19 protein-coding genes are annotated in these 21,376 nt (G+C 70.0%); 8 read left to right on the top strand and 11 right to left on the bottom strand.

The features are described 5' to 3' along the window. Nucleotides 1-60 precede the first annotated feature (60 nt). Nucleotides 61-834, top strand: a complete 774-nt coding sequence (locus tag ACFY1E_RS01820) for an IclR family transcriptional regulator (protein ID WP_389070193.1) — start codon at nucleotides 61-63, stop codon at nucleotides 832-834. Beyond that, nucleotides 831-1,676 (top strand): SMP-30/gluconolactonase/LRE family protein, encoded by an 846-nt coding sequence (locus ACFY1E_RS01815; protein WP_389070191.1) that lies wholly within the window; start codon nucleotides 831-833, stop codon nucleotides 1,674-1,676. The genes ACFY1E_RS01820 and ACFY1E_RS01815 overlap by 4 nt, the downstream gene beginning before the upstream one ends. On the opposite strand, the gene ACFY1E_RS01810 is transcribed toward ACFY1E_RS01815, so the two are convergent. From ACFY1E_RS01810 to ACFY1E_RS01800, 3 genes are read right to left on the bottom strand one after another with little or no spacing between them, the layout of a single operon-like run. Beyond that, complete coding sequence (locus ACFY1E_RS01810; protein ID WP_389070188.1) at nucleotides 1,666-3,069, bottom strand: FAD-dependent oxidoreductase; 1,404 nt, start codon at nucleotides 3,067-3,069, stop codon at nucleotides 1,666-1,668. The two genes, ACFY1E_RS01815 and ACFY1E_RS01810, sit on opposite strands and share 11 nt — an antisense overlap. Next, nucleotides 3,062-4,291 carry an MAB_1171c family putative transporter gene (locus ACFY1E_RS01805; protein ID WP_389070186.1) on the bottom strand — a complete coding sequence of 410 codons (1,230 nt, stop codon included), beginning with the start codon at nucleotides 4,289-4,291 and terminating at the stop codon, nucleotides 3,062-3,064. Before ACFY1E_RS01805 ends, ACFY1E_RS01810 begins: the two co-directional genes overlap by 8 nt. Then, nucleotides 4,288-4,857 (bottom strand): toxin-antitoxin system, toxin component family protein, encoded by a 570-nt coding sequence (locus ACFY1E_RS01800; RefSeq protein WP_389070184.1) that lies wholly within the window; start codon nucleotides 4,855-4,857, stop codon nucleotides 4,288-4,290. Before ACFY1E_RS01800 ends, ACFY1E_RS01805 begins: the two co-directional genes overlap by 4 nt. A 192-nt stretch (nucleotides 4,858-5,049) precedes the next feature. Here ACFY1E_RS01800 and ACFY1E_RS01795 point away from each other — a divergent pair, with 192 nt between their 5' ends. Further along, nucleotides 5,050-6,564 carry an alpha-N-arabinofuranosidase gene (locus ACFY1E_RS01795; RefSeq protein WP_389070181.1) on the top strand — a complete coding sequence of 505 codons (1,515 nt, stop codon included), beginning with the start codon at nucleotides 5,050-5,052 and terminating at the stop codon, nucleotides 6,562-6,564. Nucleotides 6,565-6,568: 4 nt separating this feature from the next. Here ACFY1E_RS01795 and ACFY1E_RS01790 read toward each other — a convergent pair whose 3' ends face one another. Next, nucleotides 6,569-9,550, bottom strand: a complete 2,982-nt coding sequence (locus ACFY1E_RS01790) for a beta-galactosidase (protein ID WP_389070179.1) — start codon at nucleotides 9,548-9,550, stop codon at nucleotides 6,569-6,571. Between the two features lie 91 nt (nucleotides 9,551-9,641). Between ACFY1E_RS01790 and ACFY1E_RS01785 the strand changes: the two genes are divergently transcribed. Beyond that, nucleotides 9,642-10,100, top strand: coding sequence for an RrF2 family transcriptional regulator (locus ACFY1E_RS01785; protein WP_389070176.1), 459 nt, complete (start codon nucleotides 9,642-9,644; stop codon nucleotides 10,098-10,100). Nucleotides 10,101-10,104: 4 nt separating this feature from the next. On the opposite strand, the gene ACFY1E_RS01780 is transcribed toward ACFY1E_RS01785, so the two are convergent. Further along, entirely contained in the window at nucleotides 10,105-10,599 is a 495-nt protein-coding gene (locus ACFY1E_RS01780; protein ID WP_389070173.1) for a DUF3515 family protein, read from the bottom strand. Between the two features lie 117 nt (nucleotides 10,600-10,716). On the opposite strand from ACFY1E_RS01780, the gene ACFY1E_RS01775 reads away from it, so the two are divergent. From ACFY1E_RS01775 to ACFY1E_RS01760, 4 genes are all read left to right on the top strand, one after another. Continuing rightward, nucleotides 10,717-11,184 (top strand): hypothetical protein, encoded by a 468-nt coding sequence (locus tag ACFY1E_RS01775; RefSeq protein WP_389070171.1) that lies wholly within the window; start codon nucleotides 10,717-10,719, stop codon nucleotides 11,182-11,184. Beyond that, a complete protein-coding gene (locus tag ACFY1E_RS01770) occupies nucleotides 11,181-11,738 on the top strand; it encodes a TlpA family protein disulfide reductase (RefSeq protein ID WP_389070169.1) in 558 nt (185 codons plus the stop codon). Before ACFY1E_RS01775 ends, ACFY1E_RS01770 begins: the two co-directional genes overlap by 4 nt. 160 nt (nucleotides 11,739-11,898) lie before the next feature. Then, a complete protein-coding gene (locus ACFY1E_RS01765; protein WP_389070167.1) occupies nucleotides 11,899-12,549 on the top strand; it encodes a DUF4360 domain-containing protein in 651 nt (216 codons plus the stop codon). Between the two features lie 161 nt (nucleotides 12,550-12,710). Further along, the gene (locus tag ACFY1E_RS01760) at nucleotides 12,711-13,073 is read left to right on the top strand and encodes a hypothetical protein (RefSeq protein ID WP_389070164.1); all 363 of its coding nucleotides are present in this window, start codon (nucleotides 12,711-12,713) and stop codon (nucleotides 13,071-13,073) included. 168 nt (nucleotides 13,074-13,241) lie between these two features. Here the strand turns inward: ACFY1E_RS01760 and ACFY1E_RS01755 are convergent, their stop codons facing one another. The 6 genes from ACFY1E_RS01755 to ACFY1E_RS01730 form a co-directional block, all read right to left on the bottom strand. Continuing rightward, nucleotides 13,242-14,882, bottom strand: a complete 1,641-nt coding sequence (locus ACFY1E_RS01755) for a pyridoxal phosphate-dependent aminotransferase (RefSeq protein WP_389070162.1) — start codon at nucleotides 14,880-14,882, stop codon at nucleotides 13,242-13,244. A gap of 266 nt (nucleotides 14,883-15,148) precedes the next feature. Continuing rightward, complete coding sequence (locus ACFY1E_RS01750; protein ID WP_389070160.1) at nucleotides 15,149-16,216, bottom strand: aldose epimerase family protein; 1,068 nt, start codon at nucleotides 16,214-16,216, stop codon at nucleotides 15,149-15,151. A 46-nt stretch (nucleotides 16,217-16,262) separates the two neighbouring features. Then, a complete protein-coding gene (gene mmsB / locus ACFY1E_RS01745; protein ID WP_389070157.1) occupies nucleotides 16,263-17,510 on the bottom strand; it encodes a multiple monosaccharide ABC transporter permease in 1,248 nt (415 codons plus the stop codon). Then, nucleotides 17,507-19,057 carry a multiple monosaccharide ABC transporter ATP-binding protein gene (mmsA, locus tag ACFY1E_RS01740; RefSeq protein WP_389070156.1) on the bottom strand — a complete coding sequence of 517 codons (1,551 nt, stop codon included), beginning with the start codon at nucleotides 19,055-19,057 and terminating at the stop codon, nucleotides 17,507-17,509. Before mmsA ends, mmsB begins: the two co-directional genes overlap by 4 nt. Before the next feature lie 85 nt (nucleotides 19,058-19,142). After that, nucleotides 19,143-20,252 carry a multiple monosaccharide ABC transporter substrate-binding protein gene (gene chvE / locus ACFY1E_RS01735; protein ID WP_389070153.1) on the bottom strand — a complete coding sequence of 370 codons (1,110 nt, stop codon included), beginning with the start codon at nucleotides 20,250-20,252 and terminating at the stop codon, nucleotides 19,143-19,145. 137 nt (nucleotides 20,253-20,389) lie between these two features. Further along, nucleotides 20,390-21,358 carry a hypothetical protein gene (locus ACFY1E_RS01730; protein ID WP_389070151.1) on the bottom strand — a complete coding sequence of 323 codons (969 nt, stop codon included), beginning with the start codon at nucleotides 21,356-21,358 and terminating at the stop codon, nucleotides 20,390-20,392. Nucleotides 21,359-21,376: the final 18 nt, after the last annotated feature.

The raw sequence follows: 21,376 nt of genomic DNA, 5'->3' as shown, positions 1-21,376 counted from the left end.
GCCGATCGTCTGTTGAAATTTCGAACAGACAGCCTCAGATAACAAGGGAGGGGGCCGGTCGTGGGACGCCTTGTACCTGCCGTGACCCGGGCTCTCGACATTCTCGAGCTCTTCCTCGACGGGGACGGGACGCTCTCCGCCCCCGACATCGTGCGCAAGCTGCAGCTGCCGCGCACCACCGTGCACGAGCTGGTCACCACGCTCGCCGCCCGGTCGTACATCGTCCAGGTGCCCGGTCAGCCGGGACGCTACCGGCTCGGTGTACGTCCGTACCAGCTCGGCAGCCGGTACGCCGAGCAGCTGGACCTCGCGGCCGAGGGGCAGCAGGTGGCCCGGTCCGTCGCCGAGACCTGTGACGAGACGGTGCACGTGGCGATCCTCGAGGGTACCGACGTCATCTACATCGCCAAGGTGGACTCCACCCATGCGGTGCGTATGGTGTCGGCGGCCGGCCGGCGGCTGCCGGCGCACTGCACGTCTGTGGGGAAGATGCTGCTGGCCTCCCTTCCGGAGCTGGAGCTCACCTCGCGGATCCCGGACGACGCCGAGCTCGTCGCGATGACTCCCAACAGCATCACCGAGCCGTCCGCGCTGCGCGAGGCCCTGGCGCAGATCCGTCAGCGCGGGCTCGCGGTGGAGAACCGTGAGTCCAACCCGGATGTGAGCTGTGTGGCGGCGCCCGTGCGGGACCGCACGGGGCAGGTCGTGGCCGCCCTCTCGATCTCCGTGCCCATGATCCGCTGGAGCGAGGAGCGCCGTGCCGAGCTGGAGCAGCTCGCCGCCAAGGGCGCCGTCGAGCTGTCGGAGCGCCTCGGCCACCGGACCGTCGTATGACGGCGTACGAGGTGGCGGTGCGCGCCGAGGCCACCCTGGGCGAGGGGCCGACCTGGGACGCGGCGGCCGGGCGGCTGATCTGGATCGACATCCTGGGTGCGCGTGTCCACACGTACGACCCGGTGACCGGCCGTCGCACGACCCGCGTCACCGACCAGCACGTGGGCGCGGCGAAGCCGAGGGCCGGCGGCGGGCTGGTGCTCAATCTCCGCGACGGGGTCGGCCTGGTCGACCCCGACGGCACCTTCCGCTGGCTGCACCGCGAGGTCGTCCGAGGCCGCCGTGCCAACGACGCCGCCGTCGCCCCCGACGGCTCCCTGTGGGCCGGCACCATGCGCTACGACGAGGCGGCGGGCGGCGGCACGCTGTCCCGTTTCACCGGGGACGGCTCGGTCGAGCTCGTCCTCGACGACGTGGCGGTGAGCAACGGCACCGGCTGGAGCCCCGACGGCCGCCTGATGTACTACATCGACTCGCCCACGCGGCAGGTCGACGTCTTCCATCACGAGGACGGCCGGGTCACGGACCGCCGCCGGTTCGCGCAGATCGAGGACGGCGCCGGCTTCCCCGACGGCCTGACGGTGGACGCCGACGGCTGTGTGTGGGTGGCGCTGTGGGACGGCGGAGCGGTACGCCGCTACACCCCCGACGGCGAACTGGACCGCGTGATCGAACTCCCCACCCCCCGCGTGACCGCCTGCGCCTTCGGCGGCCCGGACCTCACGGACCTGTACATCACCACAGCCCGAGTGGGCCTCACGGCACCCCACCCGGTGGCGGGTTCCCTGCTGGTCGTGCCCGGCGCCGGAAAGGGGCTGGAGCAACCGCCCTTCAGGGGCTGAGCCCCGCCGCCTTGCGCTCCCCTGCCGTCAACGGCGGCCCGCTCAACGCCGGTCTGAGCGGGCCGACGAGTGCGGCCAGCAGCACGGACGGTGTCAGCAGCACCTCCGCTCCCCGCTCCAACGACGTCACATCGGTGACCCGCGCGGCGATCCGCCCGTTTCCGGTGGCGGTGTACAGCAGCCGGCCGACGTACGCCGCCACCAGCCGGTCGCGCAGGGTGGGGCCGTTCTCGGTCGCTCCGGGATAGAACACGTCCATCCCCAGAGCCAGGTCCCAGGCCGCCGACGCCGGCCGCGCCACGGCCTTCTGGATCCGCCGGGCCAGGCCCGCCGAACCCCAGCCGTGCCGCCGTACCGTGTCGCGCAGGGCGACCGCGCTCTGGGCGGCGACCGACATCCCGTGCCCGTAGATCGGGTTGAGCGCGCACAGGGCGTCCCCGACCACGGCGAAGTTCTCGGGCCAGGCCGGCATCCGCTCGTGGTGGTGGCGGCGGTTGGCGGTCGTCCGCGTGTAGGCCACGTCCGTCAACGGCTCGGCGTGCGTGAGCAGTTCGGCGATCAGGGGATGGCGCAGGTCCTCACGGGCGTACCGCAGGAAGTCCTCGGCCCCGGTGGGTGGTTCGGCGCCCCGGGAGCCGAACAGCGTGACGATCCACCGTCCGTCCTCGACGGGCAGCAGCACGCCCCCGCGTCCGGGTTCTCCGGTACGCGGGTCCGGCTGGACGTTGACGACCGGGAAGCCCTCCCGCGCCCCGGCAGGGGCCAGGAACACCCGGCTCGCGTACGCCACCCCGGAGTCGACCTCGCGCCGCTCGACCTCCGGCAGCCCGAGCCCCGTCAGCCAGTGCGCCGCGCGCGAGCCGCGTCCGGTGGCGTCGACGACGAGGCCGGCCGGCAGAGTCCGTTCGGCGGCGCCGGAGCGGTGCGGCCGGATCCGTACGCCGGTCACCGCCGCGGCGCTGCCGACCGGCCCGAGCACCTCGGTGCCGTCGACGAGTGAGATGCGCTCGTCGGCGAGGACGGCCGCCCGTACCGTCGCGTCCAGCAGGTCCCGGCTGCACAGCAGCATGTGGTGCGACTCGGCCCACCGCCGGTACCAGCCGTACGGCGACAGCGCCACCATGTCCTCGGTCACCGGCAGCCGGTGCGCTCCGGCGTCGTGCAGCCGCCCGACGATGCCCGGCAGCAGCTCCTCCAGCGCGTGCGCCCCGCCCGACCACAGCTGGTGGACGTGCCGGGCCTGGGGCAGGCCCCTGCGGGGCTCGGGGCCGGCTGGCAGCACGTCGCGTTCCACGACGGTGACGTGGTCGGCGACGTCGGCCAGCGCGCGGGCGGCGAGCATACCGGCGAGGGAGCCGCCGAGGACGACGGCGGTGGCGGGGCGTTCAGTCATGTACGGGCGTGTCCTGTGCCGGGGCGGCCGTGCGGGCACGGACCGCGTCGAGGTCGTCGGGGTTGCGGAGGGCTCGGGAGACGGCCCCGATCTCCTGCAGCAGAACGGTCGTGTCGGGGCCGCCGGCGTCGTTCTCGTCCGGGGCCCGGCTCCGACGGCCGACGGCGTCCTGGATGGTCACGGCGGCGGCCAGCGCCTTCGCCCGTCCGGGCGGGAAGCCGAGGGCGAGCGCGGCGTCGTACGAGCGCCTGCGCAGGTCCTCGTCGATGTGCCGGGCCAGCGGCAGCAGTACGTCGCGGATGAAGGTCTCGCGACGGATCAGCCGCAGATCCGGGGAGGCGCGCAGGACGAACGGCACGCCGGAGCCGTTGACGGACTTCATCAGCAGGTACAGGGGCCGCAGTTCGTGGTGGACCAGGCGCACCCGCCAGCGTTCGTGCAGAAACTGGCCGACGTGCGGGAGGATGAAGCCCACGGCGATCAGGATGGCGGACAGACAGGCGACCGGCGGTGCGAGATCGGTGCTCAGCCAGTCCAGGTCGTGGCCCGTCCAGCGGGCGCCGACGGCGGTCAGCTTGGCGGCGTCGAAGATGAGGTTGAGGGCGTAGCCGACGCCCAGGCACACCAGCCCCCAGCGCAGCCAGGCGTCCAGTCCGTCGGTGCGCACCCAGTTCCAGATCAGCCGGGACGTGATGAGGACGGCCGTGCAGTGCGCGAGGAGATAGAGCAGGGTCTCCTCGCGCATGAACGGAGTGTTGGCGTAGTACGTGTCCAGGTCACGCACCCGCTCCACCGGCGCGTGGGCGAGGGCGAACAGCACCCACAGCGCGACGATCACGCCCGAGTAGGCCCAGATGACCAGGCGCATGGCGCGGCGGGTCCCGGTGGAGCGGTCGGACAGGCCGTTGCGCCAGGCGATGATCAGCAGCAGACAGGAGCCGCAGAACGCGGTGAGCAGGGAGTACACCAGGGGCGCCGCGAAGTTCGGCACGCCCGTGATGCGGTTGACCCGTGCGATCGTCGCCGGAGCCGCGAAGACGAACACGGCGCAGGCGAGCAGCAGCAGCCCGCCGACCGAGCGCAGCAGCGGGTCCCGCCAGAGCCGGATGATGGTGGGCAGCTTGATCGCAAGGGCGGCGGTCAGGACGACGGTGGGGATCCAGAACGAGATGTACAGCTGGCCGAGGAGGCCGGAGGGGTCGAGCGCCAGCAGAGTGCTCACCCCGTCCTCCGGCCGCTGCGGTAGCCCAGCGAACGCTGCACGGGGCCGGGCTGCGGGTCCTGGCCGTGCCCCGTCAGCAGTGGCCGGAAGGCGCCCGCGAGCCGATGCCCGAAGTCGTCGGCCTCCGCCTCGTCGGCGACGCGGGAACCGTCGCGCGCGGCCACCGACATGGCCGCGTCCTTGAAGGCGCTCCACTTGCGGCGGTCGGCCAGCGCCGCCCCCGCCACATGGTGATGGCTGTGCCCGGCGTGCAGATGCCACAACTCATGGCCGAGGATGACCAGTTGCTGCACCGCCTCGGCCCGCTCCTCGACGATCACCAGGTCGAAGTCGGAGAACTCCACCCACAGCCCGGTGACTTCGATCTCGTCGGGAAACCGCTCGAAGCGCAGCTCCACCGGCCGGCCGCCGCGCAGCACGCTCATCTCCTCGCACAGCGCCCGGCACAGCTCCCGCGCATCGGCCGGCGGGCGCGGTCTGGCCCGCACCGCCGCCCCGAGGCGGTCCGTCAGCTTCCGCATCCCGGACACCCTCCGCGAGCGCCGCAGCCAGGCGGCGATGTCCATTGCTCCCCCTTCTGACGCCTACACGACAGGCCGTTCGAGCCTACGCCGTCGTTCAACCCCGAACCGTCGCCCTGGCCGAAAGTCCTGTCCAAACCATTGACTGGCAAACGCTTCCTCTCTACGGTCCCGTTCGAAGTTACGAGCGAATGCCGAAATACCGAACAGAGATACCACCCTTTGGAAAGGCGCACAGTGCAGAACACGGCCCGTTTCACACTCGACCCCGCCTTCACCGTCGGCAAGGTCAACCCCCGTCTCTTCGGCTCGTTCGTGGAACACCTCGGGCGCTGCGTCTACACCGGCATCTTGGAACCGGGCCACCCCGCGGCGGACGAGGCCGGGCTCCGCCAGGACGTCCTGGACCTCGTCCGGGAACTCGGCGTCACCGCCATCCGCTACCCCGGCGGCAACTTCGTCTCCGGCTACAAGTGGGAGGACTCGGTCGGCCCCGCCGAGGACCGCCCCCGCCGACTCGACCTCGCCTGGCGCTCCACGGAGACCAACCGCTTCGGCCTCTCCGAGTACATCGCCTTCCTGAGGAAGATCGGCCCCCAGGCCGAGCCCATGATGGCCCTCAACCTCGGCACCCGGGGCGTCGCCGAGGCCCTCGAACTCCAGGAGTACGCCAACCACCCCGCCGGCACGGCCCTGTCCGACCTCCGTGTCGCGCACGGCGACAAGGATCCCTTCGGCATCAGGCTCTGGTGCCTGGGCAACGAGATGGACGGCCCCTGGCAGACCGGCCACAAGACCGCCCAGGAGTACGGCCGGACCGCCGCCGAGACCGCCCGCGCGATGCGCCAGATCGACCCGGGTGTCGAACTCGTCGCCTGCGGCTCCTCCAGCCAGTCCATGCCGACCTTCGCCGCCTGGGAGGCGACGGTCCTGGAGGAGACGTACGACCTCGTCGACTACATCTCCCTGCACGCCTACTACCAGCCCGAGGACGGTGACGTCGACTCCTTCCTGGCCTCCGCCGTCGACATGGAGTCCTTCATCGAGAACGTGGTCGCCACCGCCGACCACATCGGTGCGAAGCTGAAGTCGAAGAAGAAGATCAACCTCTCCTTCGACGAGTGGAACGTCTGGTACATCTCGAAGTGGCACGAGATCGAGAACTCCGGCGCGCGGGACTGGGCGGAGGCCCCCCGCCTGCTGGAGGACAACTACAGCGTCCTGGACGCCGTCGTCTTCGGCTCGCTCCTCATCGCACTCCTCCGGCACGCGGACCGCGTCACCGTCGCCTGTCTCGCCCAGCTCGTCAACGTCATCGCGCCGATCATGACCGAGCCCGGCGGCCCGGCCTGGCGCCAGACGACCTTCTTCCCCTTCGCGCAGGCCTCGAAGTACGGCCGCGGCCAGGTCCTCGACGTCCGGGTCGACTCGCCGACGTACGAGACGAAGAAGTACGGCGAGACGGACCTCCTGCACGCCACCGCCGTGCGCGCGGAGGACGGCACCGTCACCGTCTTCGCCGTCAACCGCAGCCGCACCGGGGCGCTGCCCCTCGAAGCCGCCCTGAACGGCCTGGACCTGACGGAGGTCGTCGAGCACAGCGCCCTCGCCGACGCCGATCCGGACGCCCGCAACACCCTCGACGACCCCGAGCGGGTCGCCCCGCACACGGTCGAGGGCACCGTCCTGCGGGACGGCACCCTCACCGCCGTACTGGAACCGCTGTCCTGGAACGTGATCAGGCTGGCCTAGCACCTCATGTCGACCGGCCGGGGGAGGGCACAGGGATCACCGGTACTCCTCCGGCCGCCGCGCCCAGCAGCGTCAGCCGTACGTCCGACGGACCCGACGGTGTGGTGCCGTCGGACAGGACGGCCAGGGCGAGTGTGTTGGCGCCACGTGTGCGCAGGATCCCGTTCGGGAGCGGGAAAGTGTGCTGGGGGCCCACGTCGTTGATGTACTGGCCCATGTTCCAGCCGTTCAGGAAGATCTGGACACGGTAGGCGCGGGCCGGGTCGTCGTCGAGGACCAGACCGACGGAGGCGTCCGTGCCGGCGTCGACCGCGAGCCGGAAGGACGTCCGGTACCAGGTCACCCCCTGCCGCCGGTCCGCCCGCGGCAGCTGCACCGGCTCCCAGCCGCCGTCGCCGTACCCCGGCAGATGCCAGCCGTTGCGCTCCCCGTACAGCCCGCCGTTGTTCTGCGGACCGCGCACGGGGTCCGGTGCCGCCTCGCCCTGTAGCCGCCAGCTGATCTGCGGGGCGGCCCCCGCGAAGGTGACCGCGGTCAGCCCGCGCGCCACCTTGTGCGTGTCCTGCGACTTGCCGTCCTGGTCGTGCTGCATACGGCGGACGAGGACCGACAGCACATGCGGCTCGTCCGTGCGCAGCTCCTGCGGTACGGAGAAGACGGCCCTGGCGGTCCAACTGCCCTTCCGCACCGTCTTGTCGTTCGGGACGGGCATCCGGTGCGTGCCCAGCGGCCGCCCGTCCAGCCAGGCCATCAGCAGCCCCTGCGTGCCCGTGCTGTAGGCCAGCGACACGGACTCGGCGCCGGTCGCGTCGGTGAAGCGCCCGCGGTACCAGACGTCGCCGTAGTGGAAGGAGTAGTCGTCGGCGAAGAGGACCGGCTGCCCGGCGGGGACCGGTGTGGTGCTGTGAGTGGTCGTCTTGTCGGCGGGTGTCCAGGAGGAGTCGTCGAAGGCGGGCGCCGACTCGGGGTTCTCCGTCTTCCGCAGCCAGCCGTTGCTCAGCGCGGGCAGCGCCACAGCCCCGACACCGGCCAGCGGCTGCGCGGCGCGCAGGCTGCCGGAGGAGGTCACGTGGGCCTTCAACGCCCTTTCGTTCCAGGTGAGTTCGTGAATGCCGCGCGGCCCCCACGCCTCCAGGTCCGCGGCTTCGATGGTGTCCCCGGTCAGCCGGACCGTCGTTCCGTCGACGGCCGCGGTCCGCAGCAGGGCGGGCCCGTACACGAGGACCGGGCCGGACGGGGTGTCGTGCGGCCACAGGCGTACGGAGGTCTCGTCGTCGGCGAGGAGCACGAGGAGGGGGGTGGAGGTCCCGCCGCCGCTCACCAACACCCTTGTCAGGCCGTCCAGTTGGGCTTCGACCCGCAACAGCCCGTCCGCGTACGAGTGCTCGGCCTCCCCTTCCAGCACGGTGACCGCCGGCTCGCTCGCGCACTCCAGTGCGGTCACCGTGCCCTCTCCCGAGCGACCGGTGAGCACGGCGATCTGCTGTCGCCCGGCGGTGAGGGCCAGCATGGGCTGGGCGTTGGAGTAGCGCAGCTTCCGCAGACCCAGCCTGATCCCGGCGGCCAGCAGCCGCGCGTCCTGCGCCGGGACCGCCACCGGGAGGGGGAGTCCGGCGCCGTGCAGCGGAAGCTCGGAGGCCACCGGCACCTCGCCGTCGTTGCGCAGGACGTACACATGGGCGCCGGTGTCGGGGTTGGTCAGGTGGTACACCTTCAGCCCGTCCGCCGCGGCGTCCGTCTCGACGTCCGCCGCGCGGTCCAGCTTGGCGAAGTCGGGGAAGTGCCGCAGCAGATGTCCGAACTGGTGCATGGGGATCAGCTTGGCGGTCGGCCGGCGGCCCTCGTCGATGGCCGCCCCGTAGTCGTACGACGTGTAGACGACCGGCGCGGGCAGCCAGCCCCACGAGGTGCCGCCGAAGGTCATGTAGACGCTGTGCAGGGTGATGCCGTTGGCGAGGTTGGTGAGGTAGAAGCGCCGCTCGTACGCCGCGTCCCGCAGCCGCCGCGACTCCTCGTACCCTTTCCCGCCGAACCAGGCACCGCCCCACGGATCGAACCAGCCACCCCCGAACTCCGGTACGAAACCAGGGGTTCGGGGGCTCGCGGTCGCGCCGCCCCTGACCCCGCCGGCCCCGAAGTGCCCCCAGTCGGGCGGGGCCAGGGTCGGCGACGGATAGCCGTCGAAGCCGTACAGCCAGCGCCCCTTCTCGCCGCCCGTGTCGAAGGAGCCGGGGATCCAGTACCCGTTGCGGCCCTTGTCGTTGTGGAAGAGCGGTACGTCGATGCCGTCGGAGCGGACCTTCCGGTACAGGTGGGCCATGTAGTCGCGGCCGGCGGGCTCGTCGACGAAGGCGTCGTACTCGTTCTCGATCTGGTAGAGCAGGACCGTCCCGCCGCCCCTGGTGTACAGATGCCGGGCGACGATCGCGTTCACCCGGGTCAGCCACTCGTCGACGTACGACAGATATGTCGGGTCGGAGGTCCGTGCCCGGCCCTCGGTGGCCGTCAGCCAGCCGGGGAAGCCGCCACCGTCGATCTCGGCGTTGATGTAGGGGCCGGGGCGCAGGATGACGTACAGGCCGGTCTCGCTCGCCGTCCGCAGGAACAGGTCCAGGTCGCGGATGCCGGTGAAGTCGTACTGCCCCGGGGCGGGGGAGTGGTAGTTCCACGACACATAGATGCTGACCGTGTTGTAGCCGTGGGCGCGCATCTTCTGCAGGACGTCGCGCCACAGGGACGGGCTCGGCAGCCGGAAGGGGTGCATCTCGCCCGACCAGACGACCAGCCGTCTGCCGTCGACGAGGAGCGAGTAGCGGTCGAAGCCGATCGTGTGCCGCCGCCCGTCCGCGCCCGGCGTGCCGGGCGGCGGGCCCGTGGGGGCGGTCTGGGCGGCGTAGGCGCAGGTCATGGCGCCGCTGCCGCCCAGGGCCAGACCGAGGGCCGTGGTGCCGGCGAGGGCGTTGAAGGTACGTCTGCTGAGCCCCAAGGGAGCCTCCCGTCGGGCCGGCCGGTCGGCGGCGCGTGTGAGGTCATTGTGCGAGGTCATTGTGTACGGCCGCACCCAGCACAATGGTCGTATGAGGATCTCGGCACGGGCGGATTACGCGGTACGGGCGGTTCTTGAACTTGCGGTCCGGCAGGACGACGGGCCCGTGAAGGCGGAGGCCATCGCCGGCACGCAGGAGATCCCGCACAAGTTCCTTGAGGGGATCCTCGGCGATCTGCGGCGCGGCGGCATCGTCGACAGCCGGCGCGGCGGAGGCGGCGGCTACCGGCTGGCCCGGGAGGCCGCGCGGATCACGGTCGCGGATGTGATCCGGGCGGTCGACGGCCCGATCGTGTCCGTGCGCGGGGAGCGGCCCACGGGCCTGGAGTACACGGGCTCCGCACAGCCGCTGCTGCCGCTGTGGATCGCGCTGCGCGCCAACGTCCGCCGCATCCTGGAGGGCGTCACCATCGCGGACATCGCGGCGGACGCCCTGCCCGAGCCGGTACGGGAACTGGCGGCGGAGCCGGCGGCCTGGGAGAACCCCTAGCAGGTCAGTTGCGTTTGATGCAGTGGGAGGTTTGCTTGACCGAGGCGACGGTCCGGGAGAGGTCGATCAGGGCCGCGTCGGTCTGGCTCGGACCGTCGAAGACGACCTGGGTCGCCGGGTCGCGGCCGTAGGTGACGATCACCTTCCTGGTGTCGGTGGACTGCGCCAGGTCCATGACCCAGTCCACGCCGTCGACCGCGAAGCACGGGTCACTGGTCACTCCCGGAGGTGTGACCCCGCAGCGCAGCACGATGTCCCTGTCCCCCCAGACGGCGATCCCGGGAAGGCTGCTGTCCCGGCGGGACAGGCCGCCGAGGGAGGCCGGGGCGCTGTCGGCGATGCGGTGGCAGTGCGGTGCGCCGGAGAACCTGGCCGGGCGTACGCCGGCGTCGGCATCGGTGCAGGCGAAGCCGTAGGCGGCGAGGGCGGCGCCGCCGGCGAGGACGCAGGCGCCCACGGCCAGGGTGAGGCGGGTCGGGCGCAGACGTATCGACGGCATGGGCAGAACGGTAGGACAGTCCGTCGCCGACCCCGGACCGGGCCCCCGCAGTGCAGGGGCGCACAATGACCTTGTGGCGGGCCGCAGTTGGGGCCCGCCGGTGAAAGGGGGAGTGACGTGACTGTCACTTGGCGGGGCGCCGTCTCGTACGCGCTCACCGTCGTTGTCCTGTCCTGGTTGGTCGGGGCAGGCGTGGACCTGGCCTGGCAGGCCGCGCCCGGCGGCAGCGTCGGGGGGTGGGCCGATTTCTGGTGGAAGAACCCGTGGCACGCGGTCTTCGTGGGCGCCGCGACCGCCTCCCTGGTGCTGGCCCGGCGGCTGCTGGCGCCCCTGCCGCGCTGGCGCGTCACGCTGGTCGACGGGGCCGTCTACCTGGCGGCGCTGCTGGTCTGCTGGGGCGTGGCGGCGTGGGCCGAAGGTGACGGCGCGCCGGCGGACTGGGCGTTCGTCATGGCGATCGTGGCGCTGTACACGCTCCAACTGCCCGCCGCGTGGCTGCTGTGCGTCTGGCGGTCGGGAAGCCTGGAGGTGGTCCTCAGCGGGACGGGGACGGACGAACTGCACGGGGGAGTGGTCGGCCGATGACGAGGACCCGACACAGGTACGCGGTGGTGGCGGCGGCTTGCGCGGTGGTCCTCGCCGGCTGCTCCTCCCCGGCGCCGATCAGCGACACCAGTCCCGGGGATCCGCTGATCAGAACCTGGAAGGAGGGCGAGCGGCCCGCTGTTCCGAACCTTTCCGGGCCCTCGCTGGAGGGTGACACGGTCAGCCTGTCCGACTACCGGGGCAAGGTCGTCCTGATCAACGCGTGGGCCTCCTACTGCGGTCCCTGCCGGGCGGAGGCACCCGAACTCAAGAAGATCCAGCAGAAGTACGGCGCCCGCGGGCTGCGCGTACTGGGTCTCGACAACGACGGCGGCCGGGGCGCCGGTCTCGCCTTCCAGAAGCAGTACCGGCTGGGATACCCCTCCCTGCACGACCCGTCGGGCAAGCAGCTCCTGAGGCTGCCGCGGGGCGTGGTGACCACGCAGGGGCTGCCGTTCACCATCGTCGTCGACTCGTCCGGGAAGGTGGCGGCGGTGCGGATGGGGGCGGTGACGGAAGCGAAGCTGGCGGACATCATCGAGCCGCTGTTGTGAAATCCCCGTCTGTGAATGGCTTGAGTTCGCCCTGACGGGTTCGCGTGCGCCTCCCTACGATGCGATCGCCTCGCGCCTTCACAGGATCCCCACGGTTTCTTCAAAGGGCTCCGGGCCGGCCGGGGTGAGCCACCCCCCACTCACAGAACCGGAGAAGACCATGCCTGGTGCACTCCTTCTGGGCGGCGCGGTAGCCGCTCTGCTCACCACCGCGATACCCGCGCACAACTCGTCCGGAGTGTTCGACAACCCGCCCCCGGACAAGATCGTCATCGACGTGGCGACGGTGAACGGCTCCGGCTGTCCCCAGGGCACGGCGGCCGTCGCCGTCTCCCCGGACAACACCGCCTTCACGGTGACCTACAGCCAGTACCTCGCCCAGGCCGGCGGCAACTCGGACCCCACGGCGTTCCGCAAGAACTGCCAGCTCAACCTGATCGTGCACGTCCCTCAGGGCTTCACCTACGCGATCGCCAGCGCCGACTACCGGGGCTTCCTCTCGCTCCAGCCCGGCGCGTCCGCGACGCAGAAGGCCTCGTACTACTTCCAGGGCTCCTCCAGCACGGTGCCCAAGACCCACCCGTTCAGCGGCTCGTACAACGACGACTGGCAGGCCACCGACTCCACCGACTGGGCCCAACTGGTCTGGGCGCCCTGCGGAGTTGAGCGCAACTTCAACATCAACACCGAACTCAGAGTGAACGCGGGGACCGCGAACCCGGGCAAGGTCAGCTTCATGACCATGGACTCGACCGACGGCAACATCAGCACGACTTACCACATGGCGTGGAAGGAGTGCCCGGCGTCCTGACGCGAGGGGACAGGGGCGGCCCGCTCGCTCCGCGGGCCACCCCTGTCCACATGGGTTGGCGACGGCACGATCATCCAGTGGCGTGCATCATCGGTCGCGGGAGGCGAGACCATCGATAGCTTCCCCGTCACAGGCAAGGGAAAGAAGGTGCACCTGCCGTCATGAGCACGGAGTTCATCATCGGCGAGCTGCTGGAGGAAGGGCTGGACGACTGGGTGCCCATCGACCGCCTGATCGGGCTCGCACAGGAGACGGCCGAACAGTCCGGCCGCGACTTCCGGGTCGTGGCCGTGGAAGTACTCACCGAGTTGCTGAGCGATGGGCTGATGGCCGTGGGAGACCTGGGCCACAGCGGTTTCGAGGCGTGGAGCGGGAGCCCCGAGGCTCTGGTGCGGCGGGTCGTCGCCATGCTCGACGGATTCGACTGGCGACCCCAGGGCGGTGCCTGCTGGCTCGCCGCCACCAGACACGGCACCAGCGAAGGGCCCGCCGGCGCGTGTCACCTTGACGGGCCGGCCAGTTGACCGCATGTGCCTGTCCGAGCGCGCGGAGGTCGATCTGCCCCTGCGGGTGAGTCGTGGCTTGTCGCGCAGTTCCCCGCGCCCCTGTGGGGGCTGTTGCTGACCACGGTGATCTGCGCCCCTTCAGCGGTGCGGGGCCGCACCCGGCCACGCACCGCACTCCTACGACGATCAGCCCGCCTGTCCCATGCCTGCAGCGTTCGGCCAGCTCTGGGCGTTCGGCCAGCCCGTTGCCGGGGCCGGGGTGAGGCCCGGGGCGGGACCGGTCGTACCCCGTACCTGGGCGGCCGTCAGGCCACCCCGGGCAGGGACGCCCGGTGGGGTCGGGCCGGGGGCCGGAGTGGGAACCGGCGTGGGCATCGGTGTCGGGGCCGGCACCGGAGCGGGCGCCGGCACCGGCTGCTGCATCGGCGCCGGGACGGGCTGCATCTGCGCCGGGACGGGTTGCATCTGCGTGGGGGCCGGGGCCGGGTAGCCGAGCGGCTGGGGCCCCGCCTGGGCCACCGCCGGCATGGGGGCCTGTGCCGCCGCCGGCATCGGCATGGGCAACGGCACCCCACCCCCCACCGAACCGCCGGAGGCCATCGCAGCGAGTGGCATGCCAGACCCGTTGGTGGCGCTGACCAGGCGGTCCACGGCCGCCGTACCAGAGCTGTAGCTGGTCCCGGTGCCCAGCTCAGGTACGGCGGCTCCCCTCCTGGTCCCGTAGAGCACCTGTTCCAGGCCGGACACCAGGCGACGCACATCCACCTGGGGGCGCACCACGAGTCGCAGGAAGCGGCTGGACGAACCGATCTTGTTGCCGCACTCGCGGACCAGGATCCGGTGCTCGGTGAGCATCCGGTCCCGGACCACGGTGCCCTCGGCGCCCACGGGGAGGCGCACGAAGAGGAAGTTGCCCTGCGAGGGGTAGACCGTGAGACCGGGAAGGGCCGAGAGCTGGCTGGCCATGTCGAGGCGGTCGCGCCGCACCTGGTGGAGGCTCTGCGCGTACTCGGCGCCGTGCTCCTTGAGCATGAACACCACGTACTCGGCGAAGGAGTTGAGGTTCCACTTCGGGAGCATGGCGCGGACCCGGCCGGCCAGCGCAGGGTTGGCGACCAGGTAGCCGAAACGTATGCCGTGCAGACCGAAGTTCTTGCCGAGGCTGCGCAGCACGACGACATTCGGGCGGATCATCGCCTCCTGGACGACCGACGGTTCGGCCTCGGCGTCCGCGAACTCCAGGAACGACTCGTCGATGACGATCAGGTCCAGGTCGGCCATCGTGTCCATGAACTGCACGAGGGACTGCCGGGGCAGAAAGCCGCCGTCGGGGTTGTTCGGGTTGCAGACGACCGCGACGCGGGTGCCGCGCTTGCGTATGAACTCGGCGTACTGGGCGAGGTCGAGCGCGAAGCCGCTGGACTCCTGCAGCGGGAACATGTCGACCCGCTTGCCGGTCTCCATCGGCTGGTCGGTCCAGCGGCCGAAGGTGGGGACGGGGATGGCGAGGGACTCGCGGACCATCAGATGGTCGATCCAGGTGATCAGCTCGGTCGAGCCGTTGCCCATCGCCACGCACTGCGGCGGGAGCTGCAGCAGGTTGCACAGCTCTGCGGTGATCGTGTCGGCGCTGCTCGGGTAGTACGTGACGATGTCGCGCAGCCGCGCCGACATCTCCTCGAACATGGCCGGGGTGGGGAAGTACGGATTGCAGGGGATGCAGAAGTCCACGGGGCCGGTCCCGTCGCCGCCCTGCCGCGTCAGCGCCGCCATCGACGGGCTGTGTGCCGCGTCGCTGCGGAACAGCGAGGTGACGTTGTCGGCCATGGAACCTCCGTATGAGGCGGGCCCGGCAGGGACGACCGGGCCCGTCGCGTTTGGGTGGCCCGCGCGGGGGAGCACGGGCCGCCCTTAGATACGGAGGTAGGGGTGGCGTCGTTCAACGCATGTGAAAGGAGTGTGAGTTCGGGAACCAAGCCCACACCATGCACGTCCCGGGCGCCGGTCGCGCCCCAAAGGGGCGCGAGGAACTGCGCGACCAGCCACGACCGGCCCGCAGCTCCCCACGGCCTCAGAAGCTCACAAGCGGAGCGCTACGCGCTGAACGTGTGCACCGTCCGGGTGCGATACGTCTGCCCCGGCCGCAGCACCGTCGACGGGAAGTCCGCATGGTTCGGCGAGTCCGGGAAGTGCTGTGTCTCCAGGCACAGCGCGTCACCCTGGCGGTAGGTCCTGCCGCCGGTGCCGGTGAGCGTGCCGTCGAGGAAGTTGCCGGAGTAGAACTGCAGACCCGGCTGGTCGGTGGCGATCTTCAGGGTGCGGCCGGAGCGCGGGTCGCGCAGGGTGGCGACGTGCTCGGGCTCGGACGTGACGCCCTTGTCCAGGACCCAGTTGTGGTCGTAGCCCTTGGCCTGCACCTGCTGGACGTGGCCGTCGCGGATGCCGCGGCCGATCGGCTTGGCCTTGCGGAAGTCGAAGGGGGTGCCGGCCACCGTCGCCAGTTCGCCCGTGGGGATCAGGCCCGAGTCGGTGGGCGTGTAGCGGGACGCCTCGATCGTGAGCTCGTGGTCCTCGATGGTGCCGCTGCCCTCGCCGGCCAGGTTCCAGTAGACGTGGCTGGTCAGGTTGACGACCGTGGCCTTGTCGGTGGTGGCCTCGTAGTCGATGATCCAGTCGCCGTGCTCGGTGAGGGTGTACGTCACCTTCGCCTCGAGGGTGCCCGGGTAGCCCAGCTCGCCGTCGACGCTGGTGTGGTGCAGCACCAGGCCGACGTCGGAGCCCTCGGCGAACGGCTCGACGTCCCAGATGTGCTTGTCGAAGCCCTGCTCGCCGCCGTGCAGGCTGTTGACGCCGTCGTTCACGGACAGCTGGTAGGTCCTGCCGTCCAGGGTGAACCGGCCCTTGGCCACCCGGTTGCCGTAACGGCCGATCAGGGCGCCGAAGTACGGGCTCTCGGCGACGTAGTCGTCGATGTTGTCGAAGCCCAGGGAGACGTTGGCGTACTGGCCGTGGCGGTCCGGGATCTCCAGGCCCTGGACCACTCCGCCCCAGTTCAGGACCTTCAGCCGGGTGCCGCCGTTCTCCAGCGACCAGCGGTGGACCTTCCTGCCGTCGGCGAGCTTGCCGAAGAGCGATTTCACCGGTCGTGCCTCTCCTCCCATGGGAAGGGCCCCGCCGTGCGGCGGGGCCCGATCCGGTCACTCCGGTCTACGAGCCGGACTTGCGCTTGTTCCACACGTCGAAGCCGACCGCGGCCAGCAGGGCGAGGCCCTTGATGACCTGCTGCCAGTCGGTGCCGACGCTGAGGAGGTTCATGCCGTTGTTCAGCACGCCGAGGACGAGACCACCGATGATCGCGCCGAGGACGGTACCGACACCGCCGCTCATCGATGCGCCACCGATGAACGACGAGGCGATCGCCTCCAGTTCGAAGTTCAGGCCCGCCTTCGGAGACGCCGCGTTCAGACGGGCGGCGACCACCAGACCCGCCAGGGCCGCGAGCACGCCCATGTTCAGGAAGACGAGGAAGGTGACCTTCTTGTCCTTGACGCCGGACAGCTTCGCCGCCGGCAGGTTGCCGCCGATCGCGTAGATGTGCCGGCCGAAGACCGCGTTGCGCATGACATAGCCGTAGCCGACCACCAGCACACCGAGGACGATCAGGATGATCGGCGCGCCCTGGTAGCTGGCGAGCAGCATCGTCACCGCGAGAACCGCGGCGGCGATCGCGACCAGCTTCAGCAGGAAGGCGTTGCGCGGCAGCACCTCCAGGGAGAACTCCTGCTCGCGCTTGCGGTCACGGACCTCCTGGAAGACCACGAAGGCCAGCAGGACGAAGCCCAGCAGCAGCGTGAGGTTGTGGTAGTTGGTGTTCGGGCCGACCTCGGGCAGGAAGCCGTTGCCGATCTTCTGCAGACCGTTCGGGAACGGGCCGAGGGTCTGGCCCTGCAGGAAGATCTCCGTCAGACCGCGGAAGAGCAGCATGCCCGCGAGGGTGACGATGAACGACGGTATGCCGAAGTACGCGATCAGGAACCCCTGCACCGCTCCCGCGGCGGCGCCCACCAGCAGGCACAGCACCAGGGCGAGGGGCCACGCCACATGATGGTTGACCGTCAGCACGGCCGCGAACGCGCCCACGAACGCCGTCAGCGAGCCGACCGAAAGGTCGATGTGGCCCGCGATGATCACCAGCATCATGCCGATCGCGAGGATCAGGATGTAGCTGTTCTGCAGCACCAGGTTGGAGACGTTGCGCGGCAGCAGCAGGTCGCCGCCGGTCCACACCTGGAACAGCACCACGATCAGACCGAGCGCGATCAGCATGCCGTACTGGCGCATGTTGCGGCGCAGGCCGCCCAGCATCAGCTGCAGCAGGTTCTCGCCGGAGCCCGACCCCCCGCTCTTCCCGGGCGGCGCCGAGGCCGGGACCTTGTCCGTCACATCCGTGCTCATCGGGTTACCTCTTTGTCCTTCGTCATCTGGCGCATCAGCACTTCCTGCGTGGCCTCGGCCCGCGGGACCTCACCCGTGAGCCGCCCGGCGGCCATGGTGTAGATGCGGTCGCACATCCCGAGCAGCTCCGGCAGCTCGGAGGAGATGAAGACGACCGCCTTGCCCTCCGCGGCCAGCTGGTCGATGACCGTGTAGATCTCGTACTTGGCGCCCACGTCGATGCCGCGCGTCGGCTCGTCCAGGATCAGCACCTCGGGACCCGCGAAGATCCACTTGCTGAGGACGACCTTCTGCTGGTTGCCGCCGGAGAGCCTGCCCACCGTCTCGAAGACGGTCGGCGCCTTGATGTTCATGGACTTGCGGAAGCGCTCGGAGACCTTCCGCTCCTCGTGCTCGTCGACCACACCGCGCCTCGCGACCTTGCCCAGGGCGGTCAGCGAGATGTTCCGGTTGATGTTGTCGATGAGGTTGAGGCCGTAGTGCTTGCGGTCCTCGGTGACGTACGCGATGCCGTGCTCGACCGCCTCGGCGACGGTCTTCGTACGGATCTCCTTGCCGTCCTTGAGGACCGTGCCGCCCGCGTACCGGCCGTAGGAGCGTCCGAAGACGCTCATGGCCAGCTCCGTGCGGCCCGCGCCCATCAGACCCGCGATGCCGACGATCTCCCCGCGCCGCACGCTGATCGACACGTCGTCGACCACCTTGCGCTGCTGGTCGATCGGGTGGTGCACCGTCCAGTTGCGGATCTCCAGCGCCGGTGCCGCGTCCACCTCGCCCTCGTACGCGGTGCGTTCGGGGAAGCGGTGGTCGAGGTCGCGGCCGACCATGCCGGAGATGATGCGGTCCTCGGTGGTCTCCGCCGACTTCACATCGAGGGTCTCGATCGACCTGCCGTCACGGATGATCGTCACCGAGTCGGCGACCCGGCGGATCTCGTTCAGCTTGTGGGAGATGATGATCGAGGTGATGCCCTGCTTCTTCAACTCCAGGATGAGATCCAGGAGTTTGCCGCTGTCCTCGTCGTTGAGAGCCGCGGTCGGCTCGTCGAGGATCAGCAGCTTCACCTTCTTGGACAGCGCCTTGGCGATCTCCACCAGCTGCTGCTTGCCCACGCCGATGTCGGCGATCCGGGTCTCCGGGTGGTCGGTCAGACCCACCCGGCGCAGCAGCTCCGTGGCGTGCTTGAGCGTCTCGTTCCAGTCGATGAACCCGCCCGAGGCGTGTTCGTTGCCGAGGAAGATGTTCTCCGCGATCGACAGGAACGGCACGAGCGCCAGCTCCTGATGGATGATCACGATGCCGCGCTGCTCGCTCGCCCGGATGTCCTTGAACTCACAGGGCTCACCCTCGAAGAGGATGTCGCCCTCGTAGCTGCCGTGCGGATGGACGCCGGAGAGCACCTTCATCAAGGTGGACTTGCCGGCGCCGTTCTCACCGCAGATGGCGTGGACCTCGCCCTGACGGACGGTCAGCGTGACGTCCGACAGCGCTTTGACCCCGGGAAAGGTCTTGACGATCGAGCGCATTTCCAGGACGGGTCCCGCCATGGTGTGCCCTTTCAATCCGTAGGAATGGCCGGTCCGTGTGTCGGCATGCGGCTCCGCCGCGTGGCCGACTCCACCGACAGGGGGACTACTTCAGCTGGTCAGCCGTGTAGTAGCCGGTGTCGACCAGTTCCTTGGTGTAGTTGGTCTTGTCGACGCTCACCGGCTGCAGCAGGTAGGCCGGGACGGTCTTGACACCGTTGCCGTACGACTTGGTGTCGTTGATCTCGGGCTTCTTGCCGTTGAGGACGTCGTCGATCATGTTCGAGGCGACCTTGGCCAGCTTGCGGATGTCCTTGTAGACGGTCTGCGTCTGCTGGCCCGCGATGATCGACTTCACCGAGGCGAGCTCGGCGTCCTGGCCGGTGATGACGGGCAGCGGCTTGCTGGCCGAGCCGTAACCGTCCGACTTCAGGGCGGCGATGATGCCGATGGAGATGCCGTCGTACGGCGACAGGACCGCGTCGACCTTGCCGCTGGTGTACGTGGAGGTGAGGATGTCCTCCATGCGCTTCTGCGCGGTGGCACCGTCCCAGCGCAGCGTGGTGACCTTGTTGAGCGCCGTCTGCTTGGACTTGACGACCAGCTGCTTCTTGTCGATGTACGGCTGGAGCACGCTCATCGCGCCGTTGAAGAAGTACTTGGTGTTGTTGTCGTCGTTGGAGCCGGCGAACAGCTCGATGTTGAACGGGCCCTTCTTGCCGCTGTCCAGGCCGAGCTTGTGCACGATGTACGAGCCCTGGAGCTTGCCGACCTTCTCGTTGTCGAACGAGGCGTAGTAGTCGACGTTCTTCGTGCCGAGGATCAGGCGGTCGTAGGAGATCACCGGGATCTTGGCGTCCGCGGCCTGCTGCAGCACGTTGTTCAGCGACTTGTTGTCGATGGCCGCGATGATCAGGCCCTTGACGCCCTGCGTGATCAGGTTCTCGATCTGCGACACCTGCTGGTCGGGGTCGTCCTCGCCGTAGACCAGCTTGGTCTTGTAGCCCTTGGCCTGCAGGTCCTTGACGACGTTCTTGCCGTCGGCGATCCAGCGCTCGGAGGACTTGGTGGGCATCGCGATACCGATGGTGCCCCCCTTGGCGCTGCCCTTGTCCTCCTTGCTGCCGCCCTCGCTGCTCTGACCGCAGGCGGACAGGGTCAGGGCGAGGGAAGCGGCTCCGGCGACGGCGGCGAGTGCGGCTCTGCGAGTGCGCATGATCATCATCCTTGATGTCTGTGGGGCAGGCTCGGTCTGGTGGTGCAAGGACGCTTGGACGGCGGGTGCGGAGACCGAGTGGTATGTGGGATTCTGTTTGAGCCCGTCTTCTTCTGTGAAGGGGCGTTGTTTGAACGTTATACGGACGTGCCGAACCGCTTGAGCGTGCCGGGCAGGCGCGACCCGAGGGGTGCCATGTCGCCGTCGGCTCCGTGCCGTGCGAGCAGGTCGAGGGCCAGGCGGCCGCGCCGGACGCGCTCCTTGGCGGTGGCCAGCGTCAGGTCCCGCATGTGGTTGCCGTACGGGTAGATGCCGGGCGCCTTGGACAGCCCGAACTTCAGGTACAGCGGCGCCCCGCGTCTGATCAGCTCGGCGACCTCATACATCCGGACATATCCCCCCAGGTCGTCGGGGGCCTCGATGTACATGTCCATGGGAGCGGCGGAGACCCGCCGGATCTCGGTGAGGTGATCCAGTGTCAGGTCGCTGGGCACGTTGATGGAGTCGCCGCCCAGCTGCTCGTACACCGCGTACGCGGCCGGGTTGACCGGACCGATCAGCGCCGAGACCTTCAGGGTCGTGTCGGCCGGGATGATCCCGGCGACGCGTGCGCGGTGCAGCGTCCACAGCACGCCCTCGTCGGCGACCAGGAGGCACTTGACGCCCAACTCCGTGGCGCGGACGGCGTCTTCCACGCACCCCGCGACGGCGTCGTACCCGCGGGCACGCAGACCGGCCCCCCGAGAGTCGGTGCGCGTGGAACCGCCGATGTCCCAGGTGCCGCGCGGCCCGGTGAACAGGCAGAGTTCGATGTCGCGTTCGCCGGTCGCCTCGACCATCTCGGTGATCTCGGCATCGGTCAGCATCCATACGCCGCTGCCCTGGCTGATCCGGTGGATCGGCACATCGAGCCGCGAGGCCTCCTTCAGGACGACGGCCAGCGCTTCGGGACCCTCGCACGAGGGGATCTCGGTGCGCCAGCGGCCGCCACCCGGGAAGGTGTGGGGCGAGGCGTCGGCGGGGGAGAGGTCGGGCGCGCCCAGACCGAGGGCGGCGAGCGCCTGCTCGCCGGGTCGACGGGCTGCCGGGGCGGAAGCGTCGGTCACAAGGTGTCCTTAGTGTTC

Origin of the sequence: Streptomyces sp. NPDC001604, from assembly GCF_042893475.1 — a bacterium.
In the GTDB taxonomy this organism is placed as follows: Bacteria; Actinomycetota; Actinomycetes; order Streptomycetales; family Streptomycetaceae; genus Streptomyces.
This window is presented reverse-complemented; position numbering and strand designations above follow the sequence as displayed.

Coding starts and splice junctions, on each gene's coding strand:
- ACFY1E_RS01780 (WP_389070173.1), bottom strand. CDS start 10,599: ATGCCGTCGATACGTCTGCGCCCGACCCGCCTCACCCTGGCCGTGGGC.
- chvE (WP_389070153.1), bottom strand. CDS start 20,252: ATGCGCACTCGCAGAGCCGCACTCGCCGCCGTCGCCGGAGCCGCTTCC.
- mmsA (WP_389070156.1), bottom strand. CDS start 19,057: ATGGCGGGACCCGTCCTGGAAATGCGCTCGATCGTCAAGACCTTTCCC.
- ACFY1E_RS01800 (WP_389070184.1), bottom strand. CDS start 4,857: ATGGACATCGCCGCCTGGCTGCGGCGCTCGCGGAGGGTGTCCGGGATG.
- ACFY1E_RS01755 (WP_389070162.1), bottom strand. CDS start 14,882: ATGGCCGACAACGTCACCTCGCTGTTCCGCAGCGACGCGGCACACAGC.
- ACFY1E_RS01810 (WP_389070188.1), bottom strand. CDS start 3,069: ATGACTGAACGCCCCGCCACCGCCGTCGTCCTCGGCGGCTCCCTCGCC.
- ACFY1E_RS01760 (WP_389070164.1), top strand. CDS start 12,711: ATGAGCACGGAGTTCATCATCGGCGAGCTGCTGGAGGAAGGGCTGGAC.
- ACFY1E_RS01765 (WP_389070167.1), top strand. CDS start 11,899: ATGCCTGGTGCACTCCTTCTGGGCGGCGCGGTAGCCGCTCTGCTCACC.
- ACFY1E_RS01785 (WP_389070176.1), top strand. CDS start 9,642: ATGAGGATCTCGGCACGGGCGGATTACGCGGTACGGGCGGTTCTTGAA.
- mmsB (WP_389070157.1), bottom strand. CDS start 17,510: ATGAGCACGGATGTGACGGACAAGGTCCCGGCCTCGGCGCCGCCCGGG.
- ACFY1E_RS01815 (WP_389070191.1), top strand. CDS start 831: ATGACGGCGTACGAGGTGGCGGTGCGCGCCGAGGCCACCCTGGGCGAG.
- ACFY1E_RS01750 (WP_389070160.1), bottom strand. CDS start 16,216: ATGGGAGGAGAGGCACGACCGGTGAAATCGCTCTTCGGCAAGCTCGCC.
- ACFY1E_RS01770 (WP_389070169.1), top strand. CDS start 11,181: ATGACGAGGACCCGACACAGGTACGCGGTGGTGGCGGCGGCTTGCGCG.